The organism is Micromonospora sp. A202, assembly GCF_006715105.1.
Taxonomy (GTDB): domain Bacteria; phylum Actinomycetota; class Actinomycetes; order Mycobacteriales; family Micromonosporaceae; genus Micromonospora; species Micromonospora zamorensis.
The window spans coordinates 6,531,615-6,551,333 of the sequence record NZ_VFMP01000001.1 but is presented as its reverse complement, the minus strand read 5'-3'; the positions used below and the strand labels follow the sequence as shown (position 1 = coordinate 6,551,333).

18 protein-coding genes and 3 tRNA genes are annotated in these 19,719 nt (G+C 71.1%); 10 read left to right on the top strand and 11 right to left on the bottom strand.

Annotated elements, in window-relative coordinates:
• Positions 1-28: 28 nt before the first annotated feature.
• Positions 29-628 (top strand): hypothetical protein, encoded by a 600-nt coding sequence (locus FBZ33_RS30365; RefSeq protein ID WP_141911815.1) that lies wholly within the window; start codon positions 29-31, stop codon positions 626-628.
• A gap of 39 nt (positions 629-667) precedes the next feature.
• Here the strand turns inward: FBZ33_RS30365 and FBZ33_RS30360 are convergent, their stop codons facing one another.
• Both FBZ33_RS30360 and FBZ33_RS30355 read right to left on the bottom strand, forming a co-directional pair.
• Positions 668-2,269, bottom strand: a complete 1,602-nt coding sequence (locus FBZ33_RS30360; protein WP_141911814.1) for a ricin-type beta-trefoil lectin domain protein — start codon at positions 2,267-2,269, stop codon at positions 668-670.
• A gap of 164 nt (positions 2,270-2,433) precedes the next feature.
• Complete coding sequence (locus FBZ33_RS30355; protein ID WP_185755441.1) at positions 2,434-4,692, bottom strand: glycosyltransferase family 39 protein; 2,259 nt, start codon at positions 4,690-4,692, stop codon at positions 2,434-2,436.
• 125 nt (positions 4,693-4,817) lie between these two features.
• Between FBZ33_RS30355 and FBZ33_RS30350 the strand changes: the two genes are divergently transcribed.
• A complete protein-coding gene (locus FBZ33_RS30350) occupies positions 4,818-5,525 on the top strand; it encodes a glycosyltransferase family 2 protein (protein WP_088952086.1) in 708 nt (235 codons plus the stop codon).
• Here FBZ33_RS30350 and FBZ33_RS30345 read toward each other — a convergent pair.
• A complete protein-coding gene (locus tag FBZ33_RS30345) occupies positions 5,511-6,404 on the bottom strand; it encodes a transketolase family protein (RefSeq protein WP_141911812.1) in 894 nt (297 codons plus the stop codon). The genes FBZ33_RS30350 and FBZ33_RS30345 overlap by 15 nt on opposite strands.
• A 5-nt stretch (positions 6,405-6,409) precedes the next feature.
• A complete protein-coding gene (locus tag FBZ33_RS30340; protein WP_141911810.1) occupies positions 6,410-7,105 on the bottom strand; it encodes a transketolase in 696 nt (231 codons plus the stop codon).
• Between the two features lie 47 nt (positions 7,106-7,152).
• Between FBZ33_RS30340 and soxR the strand changes: the two genes are divergently transcribed.
• The gene (soxR, locus tag FBZ33_RS30335; RefSeq protein WP_088950686.1) at positions 7,153-7,626 is read left to right on the top strand and encodes a redox-sensitive transcriptional activator SoxR; all 474 of its coding nucleotides are present in this window, start codon (positions 7,153-7,155) and stop codon (positions 7,624-7,626) included.
• A gap of 10 nt (positions 7,627-7,636) precedes the next feature.
• Here soxR and FBZ33_RS30330 read toward each other — a convergent pair whose 3' ends face one another.
• Positions 7,637-8,611 carry an NAD(P)H-quinone oxidoreductase gene (locus tag FBZ33_RS30330; RefSeq protein ID WP_141911808.1) on the bottom strand — a complete coding sequence of 325 codons (975 nt, stop codon included), beginning with the start codon at positions 8,609-8,611 and terminating at the stop codon, positions 7,637-7,639.
• Positions 8,612-8,774: 163 nt separating this feature from the next.
• Here FBZ33_RS30330 and FBZ33_RS30325 point away from each other — a divergent pair.
• Positions 8,775-8,864 (top strand) — tRNA-Ser (locus tag FBZ33_RS30325).
• Between the two features lie 94 nt (positions 8,865-8,958).
• On the opposite strand, the gene FBZ33_RS32995 is transcribed toward FBZ33_RS30325, so the two are convergent.
• Positions 8,959-9,114, bottom strand: a complete 156-nt coding sequence (locus tag FBZ33_RS32995) for a hypothetical protein (protein ID WP_157744092.1) — start codon at positions 9,112-9,114, stop codon at positions 8,959-8,961.
• A 143-nt stretch (positions 9,115-9,257) separates the two neighbouring features.
• Between FBZ33_RS32995 and FBZ33_RS30320 the strand changes: the two genes are divergently transcribed.
• Positions 9,258-9,800 carry a YbhB/YbcL family Raf kinase inhibitor-like protein gene (locus tag FBZ33_RS30320; protein WP_141911806.1) on the top strand — a complete coding sequence of 181 codons (543 nt, stop codon included), beginning with the start codon at positions 9,258-9,260 and terminating at the stop codon, positions 9,798-9,800.
• Positions 9,801-9,862: 62 nt separating this feature from the next.
• Here FBZ33_RS30320 and FBZ33_RS30315 read toward each other — a convergent pair whose 3' ends face one another.
• Complete coding sequence (locus tag FBZ33_RS30315; RefSeq protein WP_141911805.1) at positions 9,863-10,573, bottom strand: class I SAM-dependent methyltransferase; 711 nt, start codon at positions 10,571-10,573, stop codon at positions 9,863-9,865.
• 213 nt (positions 10,574-10,786) lie between these two features.
• Between FBZ33_RS30315 and FBZ33_RS30310 the strand changes: the two genes are divergently transcribed.
• The gene (locus FBZ33_RS30310; RefSeq protein ID WP_255509077.1) at positions 10,787-12,616 is read left to right on the top strand and encodes a hypothetical protein; all 1,830 of its coding nucleotides are present in this window, start codon (positions 10,787-10,789) and stop codon (positions 12,614-12,616) included.
• Positions 12,617-12,622: 6 nt separating this feature from the next.
• On the opposite strand, the gene FBZ33_RS30305 is transcribed toward FBZ33_RS30310, so the two are convergent.
• Complete coding sequence (locus tag FBZ33_RS30305; protein ID WP_088952084.1) at positions 12,623-13,399, bottom strand: hypothetical protein; 777 nt, start codon at positions 13,397-13,399, stop codon at positions 12,623-12,625.
• A gap of 331 nt (positions 13,400-13,730) precedes the next feature.
• Here FBZ33_RS30305 and FBZ33_RS30300 point away from each other — a divergent pair, with 331 nt between their 5' ends.
• Positions 13,731-15,260, top strand: coding sequence for a peptide deformylase (locus FBZ33_RS30300; protein WP_141911803.1), 1,530 nt, complete (start codon positions 13,731-13,733; stop codon positions 15,258-15,260).
• Between the two features lie 68 nt (positions 15,261-15,328).
• On the opposite strand, the gene FBZ33_RS30295 is transcribed toward FBZ33_RS30300, so the two are convergent.
• Positions 15,329-16,444 (bottom strand): globin domain-containing protein, encoded by a 1,116-nt coding sequence (locus tag FBZ33_RS30295; protein WP_141911801.1) that lies wholly within the window; start codon positions 16,442-16,444, stop codon positions 15,329-15,331.
• A gap of 145 nt (positions 16,445-16,589) precedes the next feature.
• Here FBZ33_RS30295 and FBZ33_RS30290 point away from each other — a divergent pair, with 145 nt between their 5' ends.
• A complete protein-coding gene (locus FBZ33_RS30290) occupies positions 16,590-17,360 on the top strand; it encodes a CPBP family intramembrane glutamic endopeptidase (RefSeq protein ID WP_088950679.1) in 771 nt (256 codons plus the stop codon).
• Positions 17,361-17,364: 4 nt separating this feature from the next.
• Here the strand turns inward: FBZ33_RS30290 and FBZ33_RS33570 are convergent, their stop codons facing one another.
• Positions 17,365-18,750: a hypothetical protein gene (locus FBZ33_RS33570; RefSeq protein WP_255509076.1), complete on the bottom strand. Its 1,386-nt coding sequence runs from the start codon at positions 18,748-18,750 to the stop codon at positions 17,365-17,367.
• Between the two features lie 145 nt (positions 18,751-18,895).
• Here FBZ33_RS33570 and FBZ33_RS30280 point away from each other — a divergent pair.
• Together FBZ33_RS30280 and FBZ33_RS30275 are read left to right on the top strand one after the other, a co-directional pair.
• Positions 18,896-18,986, top strand: a tRNA-Ser gene (locus FBZ33_RS30280).
• A gap of 35 nt (positions 18,987-19,021) precedes the next feature.
• A tRNA-Arg gene (locus tag FBZ33_RS30275) sits at positions 19,022-19,094 on the top strand.
• 89 nt (positions 19,095-19,183) lie between these two features.
• Here FBZ33_RS30275 and FBZ33_RS33860 read toward each other — a convergent pair.
• Entirely contained in the window at positions 19,184-19,693 is a 510-nt protein-coding gene (locus tag FBZ33_RS33860) for a tyrosine-type recombinase/integrase (RefSeq protein ID WP_370453114.1), read from the bottom strand.
• Positions 19,694-19,719 lie beyond the last annotated feature (26 nt).

The following is a 19,719-nucleotide window of genomic DNA, read 5'->3' as shown; positions in this document are numbered from 1 at the left end:
GAGGGCTCCACGGACGAGAGGGAACGTCATGCCACGTTGGGGATTCGCCACCGGCACCACGGCACTGCTCGCGGCGGTCACGCTGGGCGTCAGCGGCTGTGGCGCGGCCGAGGTGGCCAGCCAGCCCGCCCGGGAGGCCGCCGTCGAGGTCGCCGCCGCGATGGGCGTGGAGGGTCAGGCGCTGACCGCGATGGGCTTCGACGCCGACGACCTGGACGTGCGGACCGTCGCCGCGCCGGCCGCCCCGACGCCGGGTGCCTCCCCCACCGCCAGGGACAAGGCCCGGGAGAAGCGCGGCGAGGAGTGGCGCAAGCGCCGGCAGGCCCGGGTGCTGCTGCGGAAGAACACCCTGCACGGTGAGGCGGTCGTGAAGACGAAGGACGGCGGTACGCAGACCGTCGCCGTGCAGCGCGGCGAGGTGACCGCGATCGACGGCGACTCGATGACCGTCAGGTCCACCGACGGCTTCACCATGACCTGGACCTTCGGCGAGGACCTGCGGGTCGTCGAGCGGCGCGCCACAGTGCAGCCGAGCGAGGTGAAGGCCGGCGCGACGCTCGGCGTCGCCGGCGCGAAGGACGGCGACAAGGGCGTGGCGCGACTCGTCCTCATCCCCCGCACGAAGTGAGCGAGGGGCCCCTGAGTCGATCAGGGGCCCCTCCTTCCGTCAGTAGACGCGGGAGCCGATGAAGTCGTCGTGACCGTAGCCGACCGGGTTGGCGGCGGTACGGGCCTCGAACGACCACTGCTGCCGGGTGCTGGTGGAACAGGTGGCCAACCGCAGCCGGGGAGCGCCCGACGACGGGCTGTCGAACGCCACGCAGAGGTTGCTGGCGGCGGCTGCCTTGAGCTGGTTGCCGACGAAGGCGAACTGCTGGGCGGCAGTGCCGTTGCAGTCGTAGATGTTGACCGCCGTGCCGGCCGTCATCGATGCGCCGGCGACATCGAGGCAACGGTCGTGGGACAGCTCCGAGTGCAGTGACCGCTTGGCCGAGTCGTACCAGAAGCCCTGGTTGCGCCCGCCGTGGCAGCCGTACGACTGCTGGGCGGTGCCGTTGCGGGAGTCGTAACCCTTACCGTCGACGCAGGTGTTGGTGGCAGGGTTGCGCAACTGCTTGAACTGCATCAGGCCCGGGTAGAGCACGCCAGCGCCGGTGCTGGCCGGGTCGACGCAGGTGGCCTGGTTCTGTCCGGAGTTCCAGAACTGGGTGATGCACTGGGCGAACATGCCGTGCCCGCGGGCGTTGGGGTGGAACGACTGCCGGGCGGCGTTCTCGTTCCAGATCCCGATCTCGATGTTGAGGCCGCGGACCGAGGTGTTGTCGGTGCACACCTCGTGGCCGTGGAAGAGCCGGCTGGCGTCCAGGTAGCGGGTGCCGGTCTGGGTGGCCGCCGCGCGCAGCGCCGACTCGAACAGCGGCACCGCCTTGTTGCGGGCGAACGCGGCGTCGGCCAGGTAGAGCAGGCAGCCGCCGGAGTACCAGCCGGGGAAGTTCGGGTTGTCCTCCACGTCCGGGCTGGCCGGGCTCGGGTACGACATGAGCACCAGCTCGTAGTCCGTGCGCAGGTAGCCGGCCCTGGTCATGGTCTGCCGGATGTCGGTGAGGGCGTCCGCAACCGCCCGGCGGCTGCCGTCGGTGCGGATCGTCCACTGGTCGGTGTAGTCGGGGTAGCAGTTGCCCTGGAGGAAGACCCGGCTGACTGCGCAGTCGGTGGCGACCGGGCCGAACTGGATGGTGCCGTCTCCGTTCGCGCCGACCACCACCCAGATCAGTTTCACGTGCGTGTTGCGCGCCTTGATGCCCAGGTAGTCGCCCTGGTTCAGCTCGTTGTGCTGGGTCGGGCCGCCGGCGATGAGGTTCCACGGGGTGGCACCGGAGCAGGCGATGTTGTATCTCGCGTCGGACGGGATGCCGGTGCGGAACACCGCCTGGTCGTACGAGCGGTCGCACCAGTTGCCGTCCTGGTGGGTGCCGGGCACGTAGTTGCCGACTCCCTCACCGGAGATCTGGCTGTCGCCCATGGTGATCAGCGCGGTGCGGCGTTGCTCGATCGGGCGAATCGCGGGGGTGCCGTAGAGGGCGGTGGCCTCGGCAGCCCGGATGGCCTCGAGGTTGGCGGGGAGTGGTTGGACGGTTGGACGGTCGGCGGCGGTGGCGGGGGTGGCCGGTCCGGCGAGCATCGGTAGGACGAGGGCGGCGACGGCCACGGCGACGGTGATGGCCCGTCGTCGGGTCGCGCGTTCGGGCCTGGCGGGGATTGCAGGCATCGACGCACTCCTTTCGGCTCAGTCGCGGGACGTCGACTGAGTTACCAGAAGGTAACGTGCGGATCAATGGATGTGAATGCGTCTCGGATCCTTGCGCGCAGGCTGCAGAACCGCCCGGATCGGACTATCCGGGCGATCGAGATGCGCCGAAGCGGACCGCCGGGTCAGCGGCCCGGCGGCAGGGCGTAGCCGACGTAGCCGCGGAACTCCAGCCGCCAGCCGGCCGGGACCAGCTTCGTGCAGGCCGGACGACTGCCGGTGCAGACGATCGCGTCGACCGAGGCAGGGTCCGCCGGCGGTCGCTCCGGCAGCACCGACTGCAACGCCACCAGGTCCGGCGAACCCCCGTCCGGATGCCGGAGCAGCAGCCACCACGGGTACTCCCAGTTGTCGTTCTGCTGCACCAGCCCGATCCGTCGGGCGCCGCTGTCGCGGACCGCCGTCGCCGCCCAGCGGAACTCGTCGGCCCACTGCGGACGCCGCAGGAACCGGGTGTCCCAGTCCGAGGTGGTGAAGACCGAACCGGCACCGACCAGCCGTCGCGGAAAGCCGTACGACAGCGCCAGCACACCGGCCAGCGCCGAGGTGGCCAGCACGGTGACCGCCGTCAGCGTGGCCACCGACCGGCGGGCACCTTGCCGACCCGGGTTGGCGCGGCGGCGGCGGAAGAGCGCGTCGAGCCAGAGCCCGGCCAGCGGCACGGCCAGCACCACGGCGTAGAGGATCAGCCGGTTGCCCCACGGCTGCCACTTGATCATCGAGGTGTGCAACAGGACGGCGGCCAACACCACCACCGCGTACGCGCGCAGCGGCCCGGCCTGCTCGGGATCGATCCGGCGCGGACGGGCGAGTGCGACGACCGCACCGATCAACACCAGCGCCCCGGTCAGGGGGAACGCCACCCGGTCCTCGTCCGGATACCAGGCCGGCTCCGGAAAGATCTCCCGACCGAAGGTGATCGCACGGTCCTGCGGGTCGACCCCGATCGCGCCCGCTCCGTCGATGATCGCCTCGGCTCCGGCCCGGCGCAGGGGCGCCAGCGGCGTGTCGAACGCGGTGTGCCCGATCCGCAGAGCGTTGACCAGGATCGACTGCGGGTCGTGCCGTTCCATCGGGATCGACTCGCGCAGCCGGGGCGGCCCCAGCGGGTGCCCGAACTCCGCGGTCACCCGGGCCAGGAACGGGCCGACCACCACGGCCGCGACCAGCAGGATCAACACCGAGGCGCCGACCGTGCGAGCTAGCCCGCCGACCGGCCGAGGCCGCCGATCCCCGCCGGCCGCCGTCGGGCCGGGCGATGCCGCGCCGGCCGTCGGGTTGGGTGGTGCCGCGCCGGCGGCCGTCGGGCCGGGCGTCGCCGTGCTCGCGGTCAGCGCCAGCCGGAGCTGGGCCAACCCCCAGAGCAGCAGCAGCGGCCCGACCGCGATCAGACCACTGGTCTTGGTCACCGCGGTCAGACCGGTGGCCGCCCCCAACCCGAGCACCGTGCCCCAGCCTGTCCGCCGACGCAGCCCGTCCAGCACGAGGGTCGCCGCGCAGGTCACCCACGCCGCGCAGACCAGGTCGGTCTGCGTGCTGGTCGCCTGGAGCACCACCATCGGCGTGGTCGCCAACACGAACGCGGTGAGCAGCTGGGCCCGCCGGCTGCCGCCGAGCTGCGCGGTGATCCGTGCGACCACCAGGAGGCAGAGCACTCCGGCCGCCCACTGCACCAGGTTGTACAGGTGGTCCCCGCCGGTGAGGAGGCGAAGGTGCAGCAGCAGGTACTCGGCTCCGGGCGGGATGGTCACCTGTCGGTGGATGGCGGTGGGCCAGAAGTCCAGGTCACCCTGAGCCACCCAGTGCTCCACCTTCGGCAGGTGATAGGTCTGTGAGTCGAAGTTGTTCGGCTCGGCCAGCAGCGCGACCAGCAGCTCCAGCAGGACCAGTCCGCCGATCGCGCCGACGAGCAGCCGCTCGCCGCGTCCCGCCGTACGCCAGGCGTCGAGGGCCACGGCGAGCAGGCCGGACGGTGCCCGGACGGCGCGGGTCGGCGTGGGGTCGGGCCCGGTCGCACCGCACTCGACGGCGGCGGGCGGGTCGGCGCTGCCGCCGGACACCACGGCACCGACCGGCACCGGTCGCGGTGCGGCGGTGAGCGTCGGCGCGGTACGGGTCGCGCGTCGCTGCCGCAGACCGGCTGCTGTCGCGGCGGCGGCCAGGAAGAGCAGCCACGCGGCGGCGAAGGCCGGCCGGGTCAGCGCGTGCAACGCGCCGAGAAGTTCGACGACGAGCACCGCGTACACGCCGGTGAGCAGCGCGGCGCGCACCACGGCGAGCCGTAGAGGCGCGACCGCGCCGACCTCGCGCGGCCTCATCGCGACGGTGAGCAGGAGCGCCCCGGCGGCGGGAACCGCCGCGAGCAGAGAGCCGCCAGCCGACATGGCGGGTAGTAAACACCATTCGTCTGCGCTAGCCACGCCGACGGCCCCGATGGTGGCGGCATATCGAAGGTCAACCAGCCAGGCTAGGCTGTGCCCGACGTGTTGCCGCCACCGTGGAGATTCCCTTGAAGCTCTCGATCCTCATGCCGGTCTACAACGAGGAAGAACGCATCGCGGATGCCCTCAAGCAGGCGTTGGCGGTTGACTATCCCTGCGAAATCGAGTTGGTCGTCGTCGACGACGGCAGCCGGGACGGCACCGGCGAGGTCCTCGGCCGCGCCGACGACGCACGTCTGCGTGTCATCACCCACCAGCGCAACGCCGGTAAGGGTGCCGCCATCAAGACGGCGGTCGACAGCGCGGAGGGCGACTACATGGTCATCCTCGACGCCGACCTGGAGTACGACCCGCAGGACATCCCCAAGCTGCTCGACCCGGTGCTCGACGGGCGGGCCACTGTCGTCTACGGCAATCGCACCTTTGGCAGCCACAGCGCCTACAGCTTCTGGTACGTGATGGGCAACAAGGGCGTCACGATGGCGGCCAACGTGCTGTTCAACTCGTACATCGGCGACCTGGAGACCTGCTTCAAGCTGATGCCGGTGGCGCTCTACCGGTCGCTCGAAGTGCGCTCGCGCGGCTTCGGCATGGAGGCCGAGGTGACCGGCAAGCTGCTGCGTCGCCGGATCCGCCCCTACGAGGTGCCGATCAGCTACCGGGCTCGTGGCCGGGAAGAGGGCAAGAAGATCACCTGGAAGGACGGCGTCGAGGCGATCTGGATCCTCGGCCGCGAACGCGCCCGCCGCCGTTCCACCGCGTCACCCGCGCGCTGATCCCAGAAACGCACTGATCGACCGGCGCAGACCGTCGGCATCCAGGCCGTGCCACCGGGCGTGGTCGGCCGGATGTCCGTATCGGCGCAGGTCGGTCTGATCCACCCCGAGGGCGAGCAGCCGATGCGGCACCTCCGCCATGGCCCGGCTGACGACCGCGCTCGACGTTCCTGACAGGTACGGCTCGACCAGCACCACCTCGGTCGGGGCGAGCGCCCGCAGCCCGGACGTGTCGAACGGCCGGGGAGTGTGGGTGTACGCGACCGTCACGGCCATCCCCTCGGTCGCTGCCAGGGTGGGATCGAGCATCGGCCCGACAGCCAGCACGAGCGGCGCGTTCGTCCCACCCTGCCGGATCACCCGCAACCGGTCGGCGTCCGGGTGCGCCCTGGCGTTGCGTTGCTCGCTCAGCCGCAGGTAGACCGGATCGTCGGTGATCGCCGCCTCGCGCAGCAGCGGTGCGACCTCGTCTGGGTGGCCGGGCACCCGCACCGTCCAGCCGTCGCCCAACGAGTCGAAGAGCGCCACGTCGCCGGGCGACTGGTGGGTCCGGCCCTCAGCTGACCCGTCGAACGATGCTCCGATGCTGACCATGACCGCGCCCACGCCCTGGTGGTCCAGATCCAGTTTGATCTGCTCGTACGCCCGGTCCACCAGGAACGTCGCGTAGGAGTGCACGATCGGGCGAAGCCCGGTCAGGGCGAGCCCGCCGGCCACCCCGATCATCAGTTGCTCCCGGATGCCGACATTGAACACCCGGTCCGGGTGGCGGGTGCCAGCCGGCGCGAACTGGGTGGCCGAGATGTCGGCCAGCACGATTGCGGTGCGCGGGTCGTCGTCGAGCAGCGCGGTGGTGGCGTCGATGAAGGCGTCACGCATGGCGGTCATCCCTTGTTCTCGACGTGGGCGACGACGAGGTGCGGCCGTCCCGGCCGGTGCCCGGTCAGCGCCACGTACAGGTCGGTGTGGTTGCGGCCGTCGACGGTGTCGGCGGTCCAGCCGTTGACGGTGAACCGGCTGGCGATGCCGCCCGCCCAGCCGTGGGTGGCCGACGAGTTGTCGACCACGATCGCGGTGAGGTTCGCCAGGCCGGTGGCACCGGCGTACGCGATCGCCTCGTGGTTGGAGCCCTCGTCCAGTTCGGCGTCGCCGAGCAACACGTACACCCGGGGTTTGAGCAGCCCCTGGGCCCGTAGCCCGAGGGCGCTGCCGACGGCCAGCCCGAGCCCGTGCCCGAGCGAGCCGGAACCGATCTCGACTCCGGGGACCAGTAGCCGGTCCGGATGATGGCCGAGTCGGCTCGCCGGCCCGGCCAGGTCGTCGAGCCAGGCTTCCGGGATGAAGCCGTGCGCGGCGAGCACCGCGTAGTAGGCGGCCGGTCCGTGGCCCTTGGAGAGCAGGAACCTGTCGCGTTCCGGGTCGTCGGCGGTGTCGGGGGTGACCCGCAGCACCCGGTCGTAGAGCACCTGGAGCACGTCGATGGTCGAGTGCGCGCTCGGCGCGTGCTTCTCGTCGCCGGTCAGTCGTCGGATCAGCCCGGGAAGCCGGGAGCCGGTGTTGGTGGTCACTGTGATCGTCATGCCACTACTGTGTAAGTTGAAGTGGACTTCAACTCAAGGACCTGGTGATGCAGGATCTACTGACGATCGGCGAGCTGTCGGTCCGCTCGGGTGTGGCGCCGTCGGCGCTGCGCTACTACGAGCGACTGGGGCTGATCCGCGCCGATCGGACCGGCGGCAACCAGCGCCGGTACGCCCGCGCCGAGTTGCGGCGGGTGGCCTTCATCCGGATCTCCCAACAGGTCGGCGTCTCCCTCGACGAGATCCGCGCGGCACTGGACTCGCTCCCCGAAGCCCGTACGCCCAGCCCACAGGACTGGGCGCGGCTCTCCGCGAGCTGGCGGAGCCGGCTGGACGAGCGGATCCGGCTGCTCACCAAGCTCCGCGACGACCTGGACGGCTGCATCGGCTGCGGCTGCCTGTCGTTGCAGCGCTGCACGCTCAACAACCCCGGGGACGCGCTGGCCGGCGAGGGCCCGGGCGCCCGGCTGGTGCTGCCCCGACCGGCCGACGACCCGACACCGGCGGGCTCACCCGCCTGACGCCGGCTGCTCACCCGAGGGTGAGCAGGACCTTGCCGAAGTGATCGTTCGACTCGACGAGCCGGTGCGCCTCGGCCGCCTCGGTCATCGGCAGCCGCCGGTCCACCACCGGGCGGATCCTGCCCGCCTCGATCAACGGCCACACCTCGTCCCGTACGCCCTGGACGATCTCCGCCTTCTCCGCGATCGGTCGGGAGCGCAGCGAGGTCGCGGCGACGGTCGCCCGCTTCGTCAGCAGTGCACCGAGATCCAGCTCAGCCTTGCGCCCACCCTGCATGCCGATCACCACCAGCCGACCGCCGGTCGCCAGCGCGGAGACGTTCCGACCCAGGTAGGACGCGCCCATGATGTCCAGGATCACGTCCGCGCCGCGACCGTCGGTGACCCGCCGGACCTCCTCCACGAAGTCCTGCTCGCGGTAGTCGATCGGGTGCGACGCGCCCAGCTCACGCAGTCGGGAGTGCTTGGCCGCCCGGGCGGTGGTCACGACGGTCGCGCCGAGGGCCGCCCCGAGCTGGACCGCGAAGGTGCCGATCCCACTGCCCCCGCCGTGCACCAGCAGCGTGTCGCCCGCGCTGAGCCGACCCACCTGGACCAGGTTCGACCAGACCGTGCAGGCCACCTCGGGCAGCCCTGCGGCGTCCACCGAGTCGCAGGCCGGCACCGGGAGCAACTGCCCGGCGGGGACCGCGACCCGCTCGGCGTACCCGCCGCCGGACAGCAGCGCGCAGACCTGCTGCCCGACCGCCCACCCGGCGACCTCCGAACCGACCTCGGTGATCACCCCAGAGCATTCCAACCCGGGGTACGCGGACGCGCCCGGCGGTGGCGGATAGTGCCCCTGCCGTTGCAGCAGGTCAGCGCGGTTGACCCCGCTGGCCCGCACATCCACGATCACCTCGCCGGGGCCCGGCTCCGGGTCGGGCACCTCGGCCCAGACCAGCGCTTCGGGTCCACCGGGCTGCGGGATGGTGATCGCCTTCATGGAGTCAGTCTTACCCGATCTCGCCCGGCACCGCAGGTGCACCCTCCAGCCCACTGTGGACGCGACGGACCGCCTGGCCGCCGCATTCGGGGAGGGACGCCGGGCCGCCCGACGGGAGCCGTGGCAGACTATGCGTGGCCGTACGCCTGCGGGTGGCGGCCTGGGAGGGTTCGCCTAGTGGCCGATGGCGCTGGTCTTGAAAACCGGTAAGGCAGCGATGTCTTCGTGGGTTCGAATCCCACACCCTCCGCCACGACGCTCGCGATCGCTGATCGACTCGGTTGCCATGAAATCGGCGTGTCGGCGCGCCCTGGATACCGCCTGAAGGCGGGTGGGTCATGGGCCGGTCACTCCGGCGGGTCTGTCGGCCGTCGGGCCTCGCGGATCGTCTCCTCGGCCAGTCGCTCCACCGCGCGTCGGCGTTCCTCGGCGATGGCCTGCTCGTCACGGCGGCGGAACGCGGTGAAGACCGCTGCCACGAAGTCCCGCCAGATGCCGGCCACGGTGTCCCCCTGAGGAACGTTGCCCGACTTCAACGGTAGCTCTGGCAAACCACCCTCGGTGAGCGCGTACTTCCGGTCGTTGGAGGGGCTGCGGCGGGGTAAGAAGGGGCTGGTAACTCCGCACACCGGAAGGACGCGTCCCGATGACCCTGGAACGACCGATTGCCCCGGACCCGTACGAGCTGCTGCCGACGCTGCCCTCGTTCACGTTGACGAGTGACGACGTGCAGAACGGCGAGCCCATGGACGTCCGGCACGCGCATGACAGCGTCGGAGGTGACGACGTCTCGCCGCAGCTGACCTGGTCGGATTTCCCCGCCGAGACGAAGAGTTTCGCGGTGACCTGCTACGACCCCGACGCGCCGACCGGCAGCGGTCTCTGGCACTGGGTGCTGGTGAACCTGCCGGTCGACGTCACGCAGTTGCCCAGCGGCGCCGACGGCGCGGCGGGCACGGACCTCGGCGGGGCGTTCTCGGTCCGCAACGACTACGGCCAGCACGGCTATGGCGGTGCGGCTCCGCCGGCTGGTGACCGCCCGCACCGGTACGTCTTCGCGGTGCACGCCGTGGACGTCGACCGGCTGGACCTGACCCCGGACGCCACGCCCGCCTACGTCGGCTTCAACCTCACGTTCCACACCCTGGCCCGAGCGGTGATCCGCCCGACGTACCAGATCAAGGAGTGATCCGTACCCCGCGATCTTGCACGTGCTGGCGAAACAGAGTGCAAGATCGCGGGGGTGGCGGGTCAGGACGGAACGCGGGCCACCGCGAAGACGGACTGCCCGAACGGGGGCCGGACGAGCTGCTCGACGGCCTTGGTGGCGGGCAGGACGACGGTGTCGTACACCTTCACCATCGGGCCCTCCTTCGGCATCAGCCGGAAGACCTTGGTGGCCATGAAGTAGCCGATCAGCCCCAGCGCGTTGGCGTAGTGGATCTTCTCGACGGTCAGGCCGGCCTCGGTCATCGCCGCCTGGAGCGTCTTCTTCGTGTAGCGGCGGACGTGCCCGGTGGCGATGTCGGCCGGCCCCATCGCGAACTGGAATGCCGGCACGATGATGATCACGGCGCCGCCGGGTCGGACCAGGTCGCGCATGCTGCGCAGCGCGCCCACGTGGTCCTCGATGTGCTCCAGGACGTTGTACGAGACCGCGGCGCTGTAGTCGCCCCCGTCCTCGTGCGGCAGCAGCATCTGCCGGACGTCGATGTTCGGCCGTTCGGCGAGGCGCTCCTTGAGCTGCAGCAGCCGGTCCGGGTCGGCCTCGGTGGCCGTGAACCGGGGCAGCCGCTGCGACCATTCCAGGGCGTAGTCACCGAGGCCGCTGCCGATCTCGATCGGGTCGTCGCCGAGGTACGGCACGGCCAGTTCGATGAACCAGCGACGGTGGTTGACAGCGGTGGCCAGGCCTTCCAGCACCTCGGACTGCACGCGCTGATCCCCAGTGATTTCTGCCATGCGTCGATTCCTCACGATATGAACTCGACCCGTGCCTGGACCGACAGAGTGAATCATCCGCTGGGACGGCAGAAGAATCGGGGCATCGGGGGTGGCCGAATTGTGGTCGGGGGGTGGGTTCGTGATCGGCGGTCGGCGAACCCGGCACATAGTACGGCAGTACCCCGAAACATGTCACGGCAGCGCCAGGCCCTGACTACCCTATGAATTGTCATGACTACTCCCGAACCGGACGTGCCCAGCGACGGTCCGGCCGCCGCGTCGTCGGCGCAGGGGGCCTCTGGTGATGCTCGGCCGTCCCGCAGCGGGAAGTGGGCCGATCTGGCCGCCGTGCTGAGCTTCGTGCTGCTCGGCTTCTGGGTCACCGGTCGGCTCTGGTTGGACCCGGGCAGTGATGTGCGGGACAACCAGTCAGATCAGTCGCAGTTCGAATGGATGATGGCGCACGGTGCGCGGGTCGTGACGCATTTTGCATATCCATTCCATTCCGACCAGATGAACGTCCCGGACGGCGTGAATCTGATGGCTAATACGTCCGTATTATCCATTTCATTGCCGTTGACCCCGATCACTCTGCTGTTCGGGCCTCGGGCGGCATTCCTGGTCTTTCTCACCCTCGGCATGATTGCCACCGCCACAGCCTGGTACTTCCTGCTCTCCCGGGTCCTGATCGGCACCCGGGGGCCCGCGTGGCTGGGCGCCGGCTTCTGCGCGTACGCGCCCGCCATGGTGTCGCACGCCAACGGGCATCCGAACATCGTGTCGCAGTTCGTCGTGCCACTGATCATCTGGCGCACGCTGCGACTCGGTGAACCGGGCCGTTGGCTGCGCAACGGGGTCCTCCTCGCGCTCGTGATCGTCTGGCAGGCCTTCCTCAACCTGGAGATCCTGCTGATGACCGCGATCGGGCTCGGCGTGGTCGTCGGCGTGCTCGCCCTCGGCCGCCCGGAGCTGCGATCGCGGATCCCGCCCTTCCTCGCCGGCCTCGCCGTCGCCGCCGGGGTCTCCGGGCTGCTGCTCGCGTACCCGCTCTACGTGCAGTTCTTCGGGCCGGGCGCGTACTCCGGGTTGTCCCGTCTGATCCGTGGCTACTCCAGCGACCTCGCATCGTTCGTCGCGTACTCCCGGGAGTCACTCGCCGGCAGCCCGCGCACCGCAGCCGGCCTGGCCAAGAACCCGACCGAGGAGAACAGCTTCTTCGGTTGGGCGCTGGTGGTGCTGGTGATCGCCCTGGTGTGGTGGATGCGCCGCTCGGTGGTGGTGCTCGCGCTCGCCGCGCTCGGGTTGCTCTTCGCGGTGCTCTCGTTGGGCCGCGAGGTCCGCTTCGACAACCGGGGTACGGGTGTGCCCGGTCCCTGGGCGGCGCTGGAGAACCTGCCCATCCTGCACTCGGTCGTGCCGACACGGTGGGCGTTGGCGATCACCCCGATCGTCGGCCTGCTGCTCGCCTTCGGTGCGCAACGCGCCCACGAGCTGGCCCGCTCGCACCCGGCCGCCCGCGGGCAGATCCGCTTCGTCACCGCCACAGTGCTCGTGATGGCCCTGTTGCCGATCGTGCCCACTCCGCTGCCCGTGGCCCATCTGGACCCGGTGCCGACCTTCGTGACCAGTGGGGCCTGGCGTCCCTACGTGACCGGTGGGCGCAGTGTGGTGACCCTGCCGTTGCCGGACACCACCTACGCGGAGCCGCTGCGCTGGTCCGCCGAGACCCGGCTGGACATGCCGCTGGCTCGTGGCTACTTCCTGGGCCCGGACACCCGTCCGAACGCCGACCCTCCCAAGGTCGCCCTGTTCGGTGCCACGCCGCGCCCCACCAGCAGCTTCTTCTCCACCATCCGACGTACCGGGGCGGTGCCGCCGATCACCCCGCAGGCCCGGGTCAAGGCGGTCGACGACCTGCGGTTCTGGCGGGCCGGCGTGGTCATCCTCGGCCCGCAGGAGCACGAGGCCGCGCTGCGTCGGGGGATGACCGAGCTGACCGGGATCCAGCCGGTCTTCACCGGCGGTGCGTGGGTGTGGGACGTACGGCCGTTGACCGACTGAATCCCACTAGCGGACGCAGCAGCCCTGGCAGACCTTCGGCCGCGGCAGGGTGAAGGCGAGGCAGCAGGTGCGCCGCTGCACGCTCGGCTCACCGGTCGGCCCCGGCACCAGCTCGATCAGGTCGGCCAGGTCGAGTGCGCCGAGCAGGGTGTCGATGCTCTGCACCGTGGAGCCGGGCAGGTTGTCGGCGGCCCGCAGGATGCCGTGTGCGATGCCGGAGGCGACCGAGCCGAGCAGCGTCCGGGTGCCCACCCGCACCTCTGACTGGATCGCCGTGATGAGCGGTGCCAGGTGGGCGTCGAGCAGGGAGGCTCGCAGTGCGCCCAGCAGCTCCGCCTCGTCGGCGACGACCCGCACCTCCGGCAGGCCGGCGAGCGCCAGTGGGTCGTTCGGCAGCACCGCCACGGTGATGCCACGGCGCAGGCCCATGGTGAGCAGCTGCCGGTGGTCCTCGAAGTGGATCAGCACGTCGGCCGGGTCGAGCAGCGGCACCCGCCGGGCGGAGGCCCAGCCGAGCACGACCGGCAGTGCGGTCCAGTAGCTGTACGACTTCCAGGCCAACGCGGCGCAGGCGTGCGGGGTGCCACCCCAGCGGACGGCGGCGCCGTTCAGCAGCTCTGGCAGCCGGCTGCCGTCGATCAGGGTGGTGGCGGGCGCCCAGCCGAGCTCGTCTTCGACCACCAGGCCCCGGGCGAGCCCGGGAAGGTCGTCGGTGCCGAACATGGCACGGAGCGCCGCGGTGACGGGGGCGAGTGGCGTGGCGGTGGCGTCGCGCCTCGGCAGCACCGCTGTCACCTGAGGTCCCCCGTCCGCGTGACCGAGGAGCGAACCTCGGCGGACGACCAGTGCCGTCCTGAGCTAAGGCTAGCCTAACCATGCCCTCTGGTCTAAGGGAAGCCTCACCTTGGCCATATCGGGAGGCCCAGGTCACGCCGGTTTTCCGGCGGGAACAGCGCTCCGTGCCTCGCGTACTACCCGGCGTCAACACGGGGAAACGTTGCCAGAGGATCGACGTTTGTCGGTGGATTGTCAAGCAGTGTGTCGGCAAGGTGCCAGATGCGTGTGTGCTCGGGCACAGAACGTGAAACTTATAGCCCCGGCCACGAGGATGCTGATGACGACCTCACCCCTCGAACGGGCTGCCGACTCCTTCGCGGCCGAGCTCGCCCGGCAACGGACCGGGCGGGGGCTGTCCAAGAAGCAACTGGCCGTCCTGATGGGGTTCGACCCCTCCTACGTGAGTCACGTCGAGGGGCGCCGGCACCGTCCGACCGAGGACTTCGCCCGCCGCGCCGAGGCCGTCCTGGAGGCCAGCGGCGCGATCTGGCAGCGCTTCCGGGAGTACGACGACCTGCGGCACGCCCGCGCCGGTCAACCACACCGGGAGCCGTACCTGCCCGGTCAGTGGCTGCCGCCGGGCACCGGCCTCGTCGTGGAGCGCGAACTCGCCTCCCTCACCCACATCGACGAGGGCTACCGGTGCGTGATCCACCGCGAGCTGTACAACGCCGGCACCGAGCCCGTCACCCGTTACCTGGCCAGGGTCGCCGTCGACCGCTACCCGAACGACCCCGGCCGCTCCAACCGGCACCACCGGGAGCACCCGCTCACGTTCGCCGAGCTGCAACTGCAGGCCCGCAGGGACGACGGCGGCGGCGACCCGGAGCCGATGCACTGGCGGGCCAAACACGATCGGGACGCGTTCAAGGAGATCTGGCTGCTCTTCGAGAACGGGGAACGGCGCTTCCCGCTCTACCCGGGCGACCGGGCCACCATCGAGTACGCGTACAGCGTCGGGCACGAGAAGTGGGGCCCCTGGTTCCAACGCGCCGTCCGGCTGCCCACCCGGCAGCTCGCCGTACGCCTGGACCTGCCGGTGAGGCTCGACCCGCAGGTCTGGGGCGTGGAAACCTCCCTCTCCGCGGAGGAGGGCCCGCTGCGGACGGCCCCGCAACGGCACGACGAGGCCGACCGGGCGATCTACGACTGGCAGACCGACGACCCACCGCTGAACGCCCGCTACCGGATGCAGTGGCGCTTCCGCGCCCGACCGGAGACCGAACCCGACAGCGGCCCCGGCGGCGTCCGGGTCCGGCCCAGCGACCGGATGCGCGGGCTCGGCATCGTGCAACGCGGCGCCGACCTGCTCCGCCGACGCGTCCGGCCGTTCGACCTGCCCGTGGAGGAGCCGGTTGCCCGGGACCTGGTCGACCGGCTCGTCACGGCCCTGGCCCGGCTCGACGAGCTGCACCCGTTCAGCAAGGGGGTGGGGGTGGCCGCCCCGCAGCTCGGCATCGACCGGGCGGTGGCCGTGGTCCGGCCGCCGGATCGCTCGGCGGAGCCGGTCGTGCTGCTCAACCCCCGGGTGGTCGACGCCGACCCGGACACCGACGAGCAGTACGAGGGCTGCCTCTCCTTCTTCGACTTCCGGGGTCTGGTGCCCCGCCCGCTCCGACTGGACGTGGAGCACGCCCAGTGGGACGGCAGCCGGGTCATCACCTCGTTCGAGTTCGGCATGGCCCGGCTGGTCGCCCACGAGATCGACCACCTGGAGGGGCGGCTCTACGTCGACCGGATGGCGCCCGGCGTGCCGCTGGTGCCGGTGGAGGAATACCGCGAGACCGGGCACCCCTGGCGCTACTGACCAACGAGGGACCGGGGCGCGTGCCCCAGGGGGCAGGGGCACGCGCCCCGGTGTGGGGGGAGGAACGTCTAGAGGTCACCGAAGGTGTCGTAGCGGATCTGCGGCGGCGGCACGTCGTCCGCGGCGAGCACCCGCAGGGTGGACCGGACCATCCGGGCCGAGCCGGAGACGAAGCAGTCGTGCGTGGTCCACGGGCCGTAGCGGGCCACCACGTCCGCGATGTCGCCCTGCTCACCGTCGAAGTCCGGGTCCTCGCTGCACGCCGGGGTGACCGACAACCACGGGTGTACGGCCACCAGCTCCTGCAAACCGGCCAGGCCGTACAGGTCCCCCGCCTGCCGGGCGCCGTAGAAGACGTGCACCCAGCGGGTCCGGTTGTAGCTGGCCAGTTCCTCCACCAGGGCCTTGATCGGCGCCAGGCCGACCCCGCCGGCCACGCAGAGGATGTCCCGTTCCGAGGAGCGGTCCAGGGTCATCGACCCCATCGGCGCCGCGAGGCGGAGCAGCTCGCCCGGTCGCACCCGACGCACCAGCGCACCGGAAACCCAGCCGGCACCCGGCGAACGCACGTGGAACTCCAGCACGTTGTCGTCGTTCGGGGCGTTCGCCACCGAGTAGTTCCGCCACACCCGGGGGTGGTGGCGCGGCACCTCCAGGCTCACGTACTGGCCCGCCTTCCAGCGCAGCGGATGCTGCAACGCCCGGCAGGTCAGCACGGCGGTGTCCGGGCCGTACCGCTGGTGGGTCAGCACCTCGGCATGCCAGAACGGCGGGCCGTCGTCGGCCTCCGCCCCGGCCACCATCAGGGCGGCGATCGCGGCGTACGCCTCGCGCCAGGCCTGGTCGTACTCCAGGTTCCAGCCGTCGCCGGCGGTGCTGCGCAGCGCGTCCAGCAAGGCGACTCCCATCGTCGCGTAGTGCCGGTCATCGACGTGGTACTTGCGGTGGTCGCGGCCCAGCGCCCGGAGGAACTCGTCGAAGCTCTCCGGGTCGTCGACCGTGTGGATGGCCGCGATGATCGCTTCCAGCAGGCGGTCGCCCTGGCCGGTCATCTGCACCGGGAAGAGTTGCCGCAGCGCGGGGTCGAGCAGGAACACTCGGGCGTAGAAGTGGTCGGTCAGCCGGGCCCGGTCGTCCTCGACCAGGGTCCAGCTCTCCTTCAGCAACCGCGCGAGGTTGTCCACGGGGCGCTCCTTCTCCAGACGGCGGCGGATCGGGCGCCCATAGAATCTCCACGGAGAGTGTCGACTGGTCGCACAGAATGTGCGATCGGCTCATGCTGGCCGGTCGGCCGTGCCCCGGGCGCCGCCCGTCGGGCAGAGTGGTGCGGTGACCGTTGAGCTGACCCGCCCGGTGTCCCGCCGACTGCTGGGCACCGAGACGCTGCTGGTCCTCGGCCTCTCCCTCGGTCAGTCAGCGGTCTACGCGGTGGTCTCGATCATCGCGAAGCTGACCGCCGAGGGTCCGCTCTCCAAGCAGACCGCCTCGCTGAACACCTCGGCGTCGAGCCGACCCTGGCTGGACCTCACCTACCAGTTGCTCGGCATCGTGTTCGCGCTGCTTCCGGTGCTGCTCGCCGTACACCTGCTCACCCGGGACCCCGGCGACCCGGCACGGGCGCTCGGCCTGGACGCGCGGCGGCCCGGTCAGGACCTGGCCCGTGGTGCCGGCCTGGCGGCGCTGATCGGCCTGCCCGGGCTGGCCCTGTTCTGGGTGGCGGCCCAGCTCGGCATCAACGCCACGCTGGTGCCGGCGGCACTCCCGCAGGTCTGGTGGACGGTCCCGGTGCTGATCCTCGCGGCCGTGCAGAACGCCGTGCTGGAGGAGGTGATCGTGGTCGGCTACCTGGTCACCAGGCTTCGCCAACTCCAGTGGCGGCTCGCCGCGATCATCGCGGCCAGCGCCCTGCTGCGCGGCTCCTACCACCTCTACCAGGGCTTCGGCGCGTTCGTCGGCAACGCGGTGATGGGCGTGGTGTTCAGCCTGTTCTACCTGCGCACCCGGCGGGTGATGCCGCTGATCATCGCGCACACCCTGCTCGACGTGGTCGCCTTCGTCGGCTACGCGCTGCTGCCCCGGGAATGGTTCGACTGGCTCTGACGACTCAGCGCCGGTCGGGCCGGTAGACGGCCACCGCTCGGGACGCGAGCCGGTCGGCCGCCGCCGCGTCACCCAGCGCCGCCGCCAGCACCGCCGCGCCCGGCAGCAACCGGGCCGCCAGCCGCAACGCCACCCAGCCACCGGCCTGCGCCGTGAGCGGGGCGGCCAGCCGCCAGGCGGCCTCCGCAGCCCGCGGCCAGGCCCCCTCGACCGGGTCGCCCGCCGCCTGCGCGGCAGCCAGGGCCGCCTCCGCGCTCGCCGCGTCCGGGTGCACCTGGGTGAGGACCAGCAGCTCTACGGCCCGGTCGGGATGCGCCGGATCCCTGCCGTACGCCGCGGCCAGGTGCAGCACCAGGTTGGCGTGCGTCCACAGCACCGACGTCAGCTCGGCCAGCGGCGCGAAGAACCCGGCCAGGGCCGCCGTCGCCCCACCCGCGCCCGCCGAACGGACGAACCGCCGGGTGGCCAACCGGGCCAGGCCGTCCGCCGGCGCGTCCGGATAGCGGGCACGCAACCGCCCTGCCCAGTCGGCCGCGCCGGGCCCGAGCGCCCGCACGGCCGCCAGAGCCAACAGCTCCGGCGCGAAGCCCGGGTGGTCGAGCACGCGCGCGGCGACCGCCCGCAGCTCCGATTCCGGGGTACGCGCCAAAGCGGGCTCGACCTGCTGCCCGGCGGGAGATGCCAGCGGCGTGTGCTGCTCGGCCGCGGGCTCGGGGACGGCTTTCCTCGGCGCGGTGGTCTTGCGAGGGGATGCCGTGCGTTTGGTGGGACTGGCGCGCTTGCGGGGTGCCGGTGTGGTCGGGGTCACCTCGACTGTGGTCTCGGCTGCCTTCTTCGGGGCGGCCTTGCGAACGGAGGTGGTCCGGGCCTTGGGCTCGACGCGTGCTGCTTGTCGTGGTGGGTCGGTGGCTGCCGTGGCGGCCTGCGGGCTCGGCTGGTCGTCGGTCGCAGGGCGTGGCTGGTCGGGGGTCGCCGGGCGTGGCTGGTCGGGGGTCGCCGGGCGTGGCTGCTCGGCGTTTGCCGGGTCTGCCTGCTTGGCGTTCGCCGGGTCTGGCTGGCTGGTGCTCGCGTCGACGCTCGGGGGAGCTGGTCGGTCGCCGTTCGCGTCGCCGGTCGGCGGCTGTGGCTGCTCGGCGCCCGCGTCGCTGGTCGGGGCGCGCCTGGGCTGTCGTGGCAGCGGCCGGTCCGGATCCGGGGGTTGGAACAGCACCGCCGGGGCGGGCTTCGCCCGGCGGGGGCGCTGGCTCGCCGGAGCGGCTGGCGGCGGCACCGCCGTCTCGGCGGGCTGCTCGGCGGCAGTCGGCGGCGTGAAGGTGGCCCGCGGGGAGCGCCGACGCGCTCTTTCAGCAGGCTCTCGACGGGTCGGCTCGCTGGGCGGCTGCTCCTGCATATCGATGGAGCGTAGTCCCGATCCCGCCGCCGCACAGCGGTGAAACACGAGGGCGGGCGGTCCCGGTGGGCGTACCCCGGAAGTCGTTTTGCTCCCGGTGGGTGGCGACCTGTATCCTCGGGCGCGGTGGTCTACGGGCCACCAGGGAGACTTCGCCTAGTCTGGTCTATGGCGCCGCACTGCTAATGCGGTTGGGGTCTTAAAGCCCCTCCCGGGTTCGAATCCCGGAGTCTCCGCGCGAAAGTCAGGTGTGTACACTGGCTGAGCACGAGCGCCCGTAGCTCAATGGATAGAGCATCTGACTACGGATCAGAAGGTTAGGGGTTCGAGTCCCTTCGGGCGCACAAGATCATCAGACGTCTGACCTGCGGAAACGCGGTCAGGCGTTTTTGTTGATCGTCCCGCTTGGACAGTGGCTGTCGCGTGGGCGCCGTCACTTTCTGTAATCATCTTGGGTCCCATAGGTGTTGACCTGCCCTTTTGTGGGGGGTAAACGCTGCTTTGTGGGTGGTGTGCTTGTTTCTTTTGGGGTTGGGGCGGTTGCTCTGGTCCCTCTTTTTGATCTTTCGCGGGTGCGGCGGGCTACGGCGAGGACCAGGCGGGCTGTGGCCTCGGCGCACTTGCAGTGGGCGTATGGCAGGACGCTGGTGTAGGTGTGGGCGGTGGTGACGATGCTGGCGTGGCCGAGTAGGTCTCGAACGGGTCTGAGGTCGGCACCGGCCTGGTGAGCGAGAGATGCGGTGCCGTGGCGGAGGTCGTGCAGGCGGATCGGTGGATGTCGGCTCGCTTGACGAGTCGGGTGAAGTGCCGCGTGGCGTATCCGGGGTGCAGCGGCCTGCCGTCGGGGGCTGATGAACACGTAACCGCTTTCGTAACAGGCTCTGCCTGCCGCCTCGCGGACGGCTTGCTGCTGACGTTGTCGGCGTAGGTGCTTGCGGAGCACGGCCACGGTGTGTTTGTCGAGGGTGA

Coding starts and splice junctions, on each gene's coding strand:
- FBZ33_RS30345 (WP_141911812.1), bottom strand. CDS start 6,404: ATGCGTGACGCCTTCATCGACGCCACCACCGCGCTGCTCGACGACGAC.
- FBZ33_RS30360 (WP_141911814.1), bottom strand. CDS start 2,269: ATGCCTGCAATCCCCGCCAGGCCCGAACGCGCGACCCGACGACGGGCC.
- FBZ33_RS30340 (WP_141911810.1), bottom strand. CDS start 7,105: ATGACGATCACAGTGACCACCAACACCGGCTCCCGGCTTCCCGGGCTG.
- FBZ33_RS30310 (WP_255509077.1), top strand. CDS start 10,787: ATGACTACTCCCGAACCGGACGTGCCCAGCGACGGTCCGGCCGCCGCG.
- FBZ33_RS30355 (WP_185755441.1), bottom strand. CDS start 4,692: ATGTCGGCTGGCGGCTCTCTGCTCGCGGCGGTTCCCGCCGCCGGGGCG.
- FBZ33_RS30300 (WP_141911803.1), top strand. CDS start 13,731: ATGACGACCTCACCCCTCGAACGGGCTGCCGACTCCTTCGCGGCCGAG.
- FBZ33_RS30315 (WP_141911805.1), bottom strand. CDS start 10,573: ATGGCAGAAATCACTGGGGATCAGCGCGTGCAGTCCGAGGTGCTGGAA.
- FBZ33_RS33570 (WP_255509076.1), bottom strand. CDS start 18,750: ATGCAGGAGCAGCCGCCCAGCGAGCCGACCCGTCGAGAGCCTGCTGAA.
- soxR (WP_088950686.1), top strand. CDS start 7,153: ATGCAGGATCTACTGACGATCGGCGAGCTGTCGGTCCGCTCGGGTGTG.
- FBZ33_RS30320 (WP_141911806.1), top strand. CDS start 9,258: ATGACCCTGGAACGACCGATTGCCCCGGACCCGTACGAGCTGCTGCCG.
- FBZ33_RS30330 (WP_141911808.1), bottom strand. CDS start 8,611: ATGAAGGCGATCACCATCCCGCAGCCCGGTGGACCCGAAGCGCTGGTC.
- FBZ33_RS30365 (WP_141911815.1), top strand. CDS start 29: ATGCCACGTTGGGGATTCGCCACCGGCACCACGGCACTGCTCGCGGCG.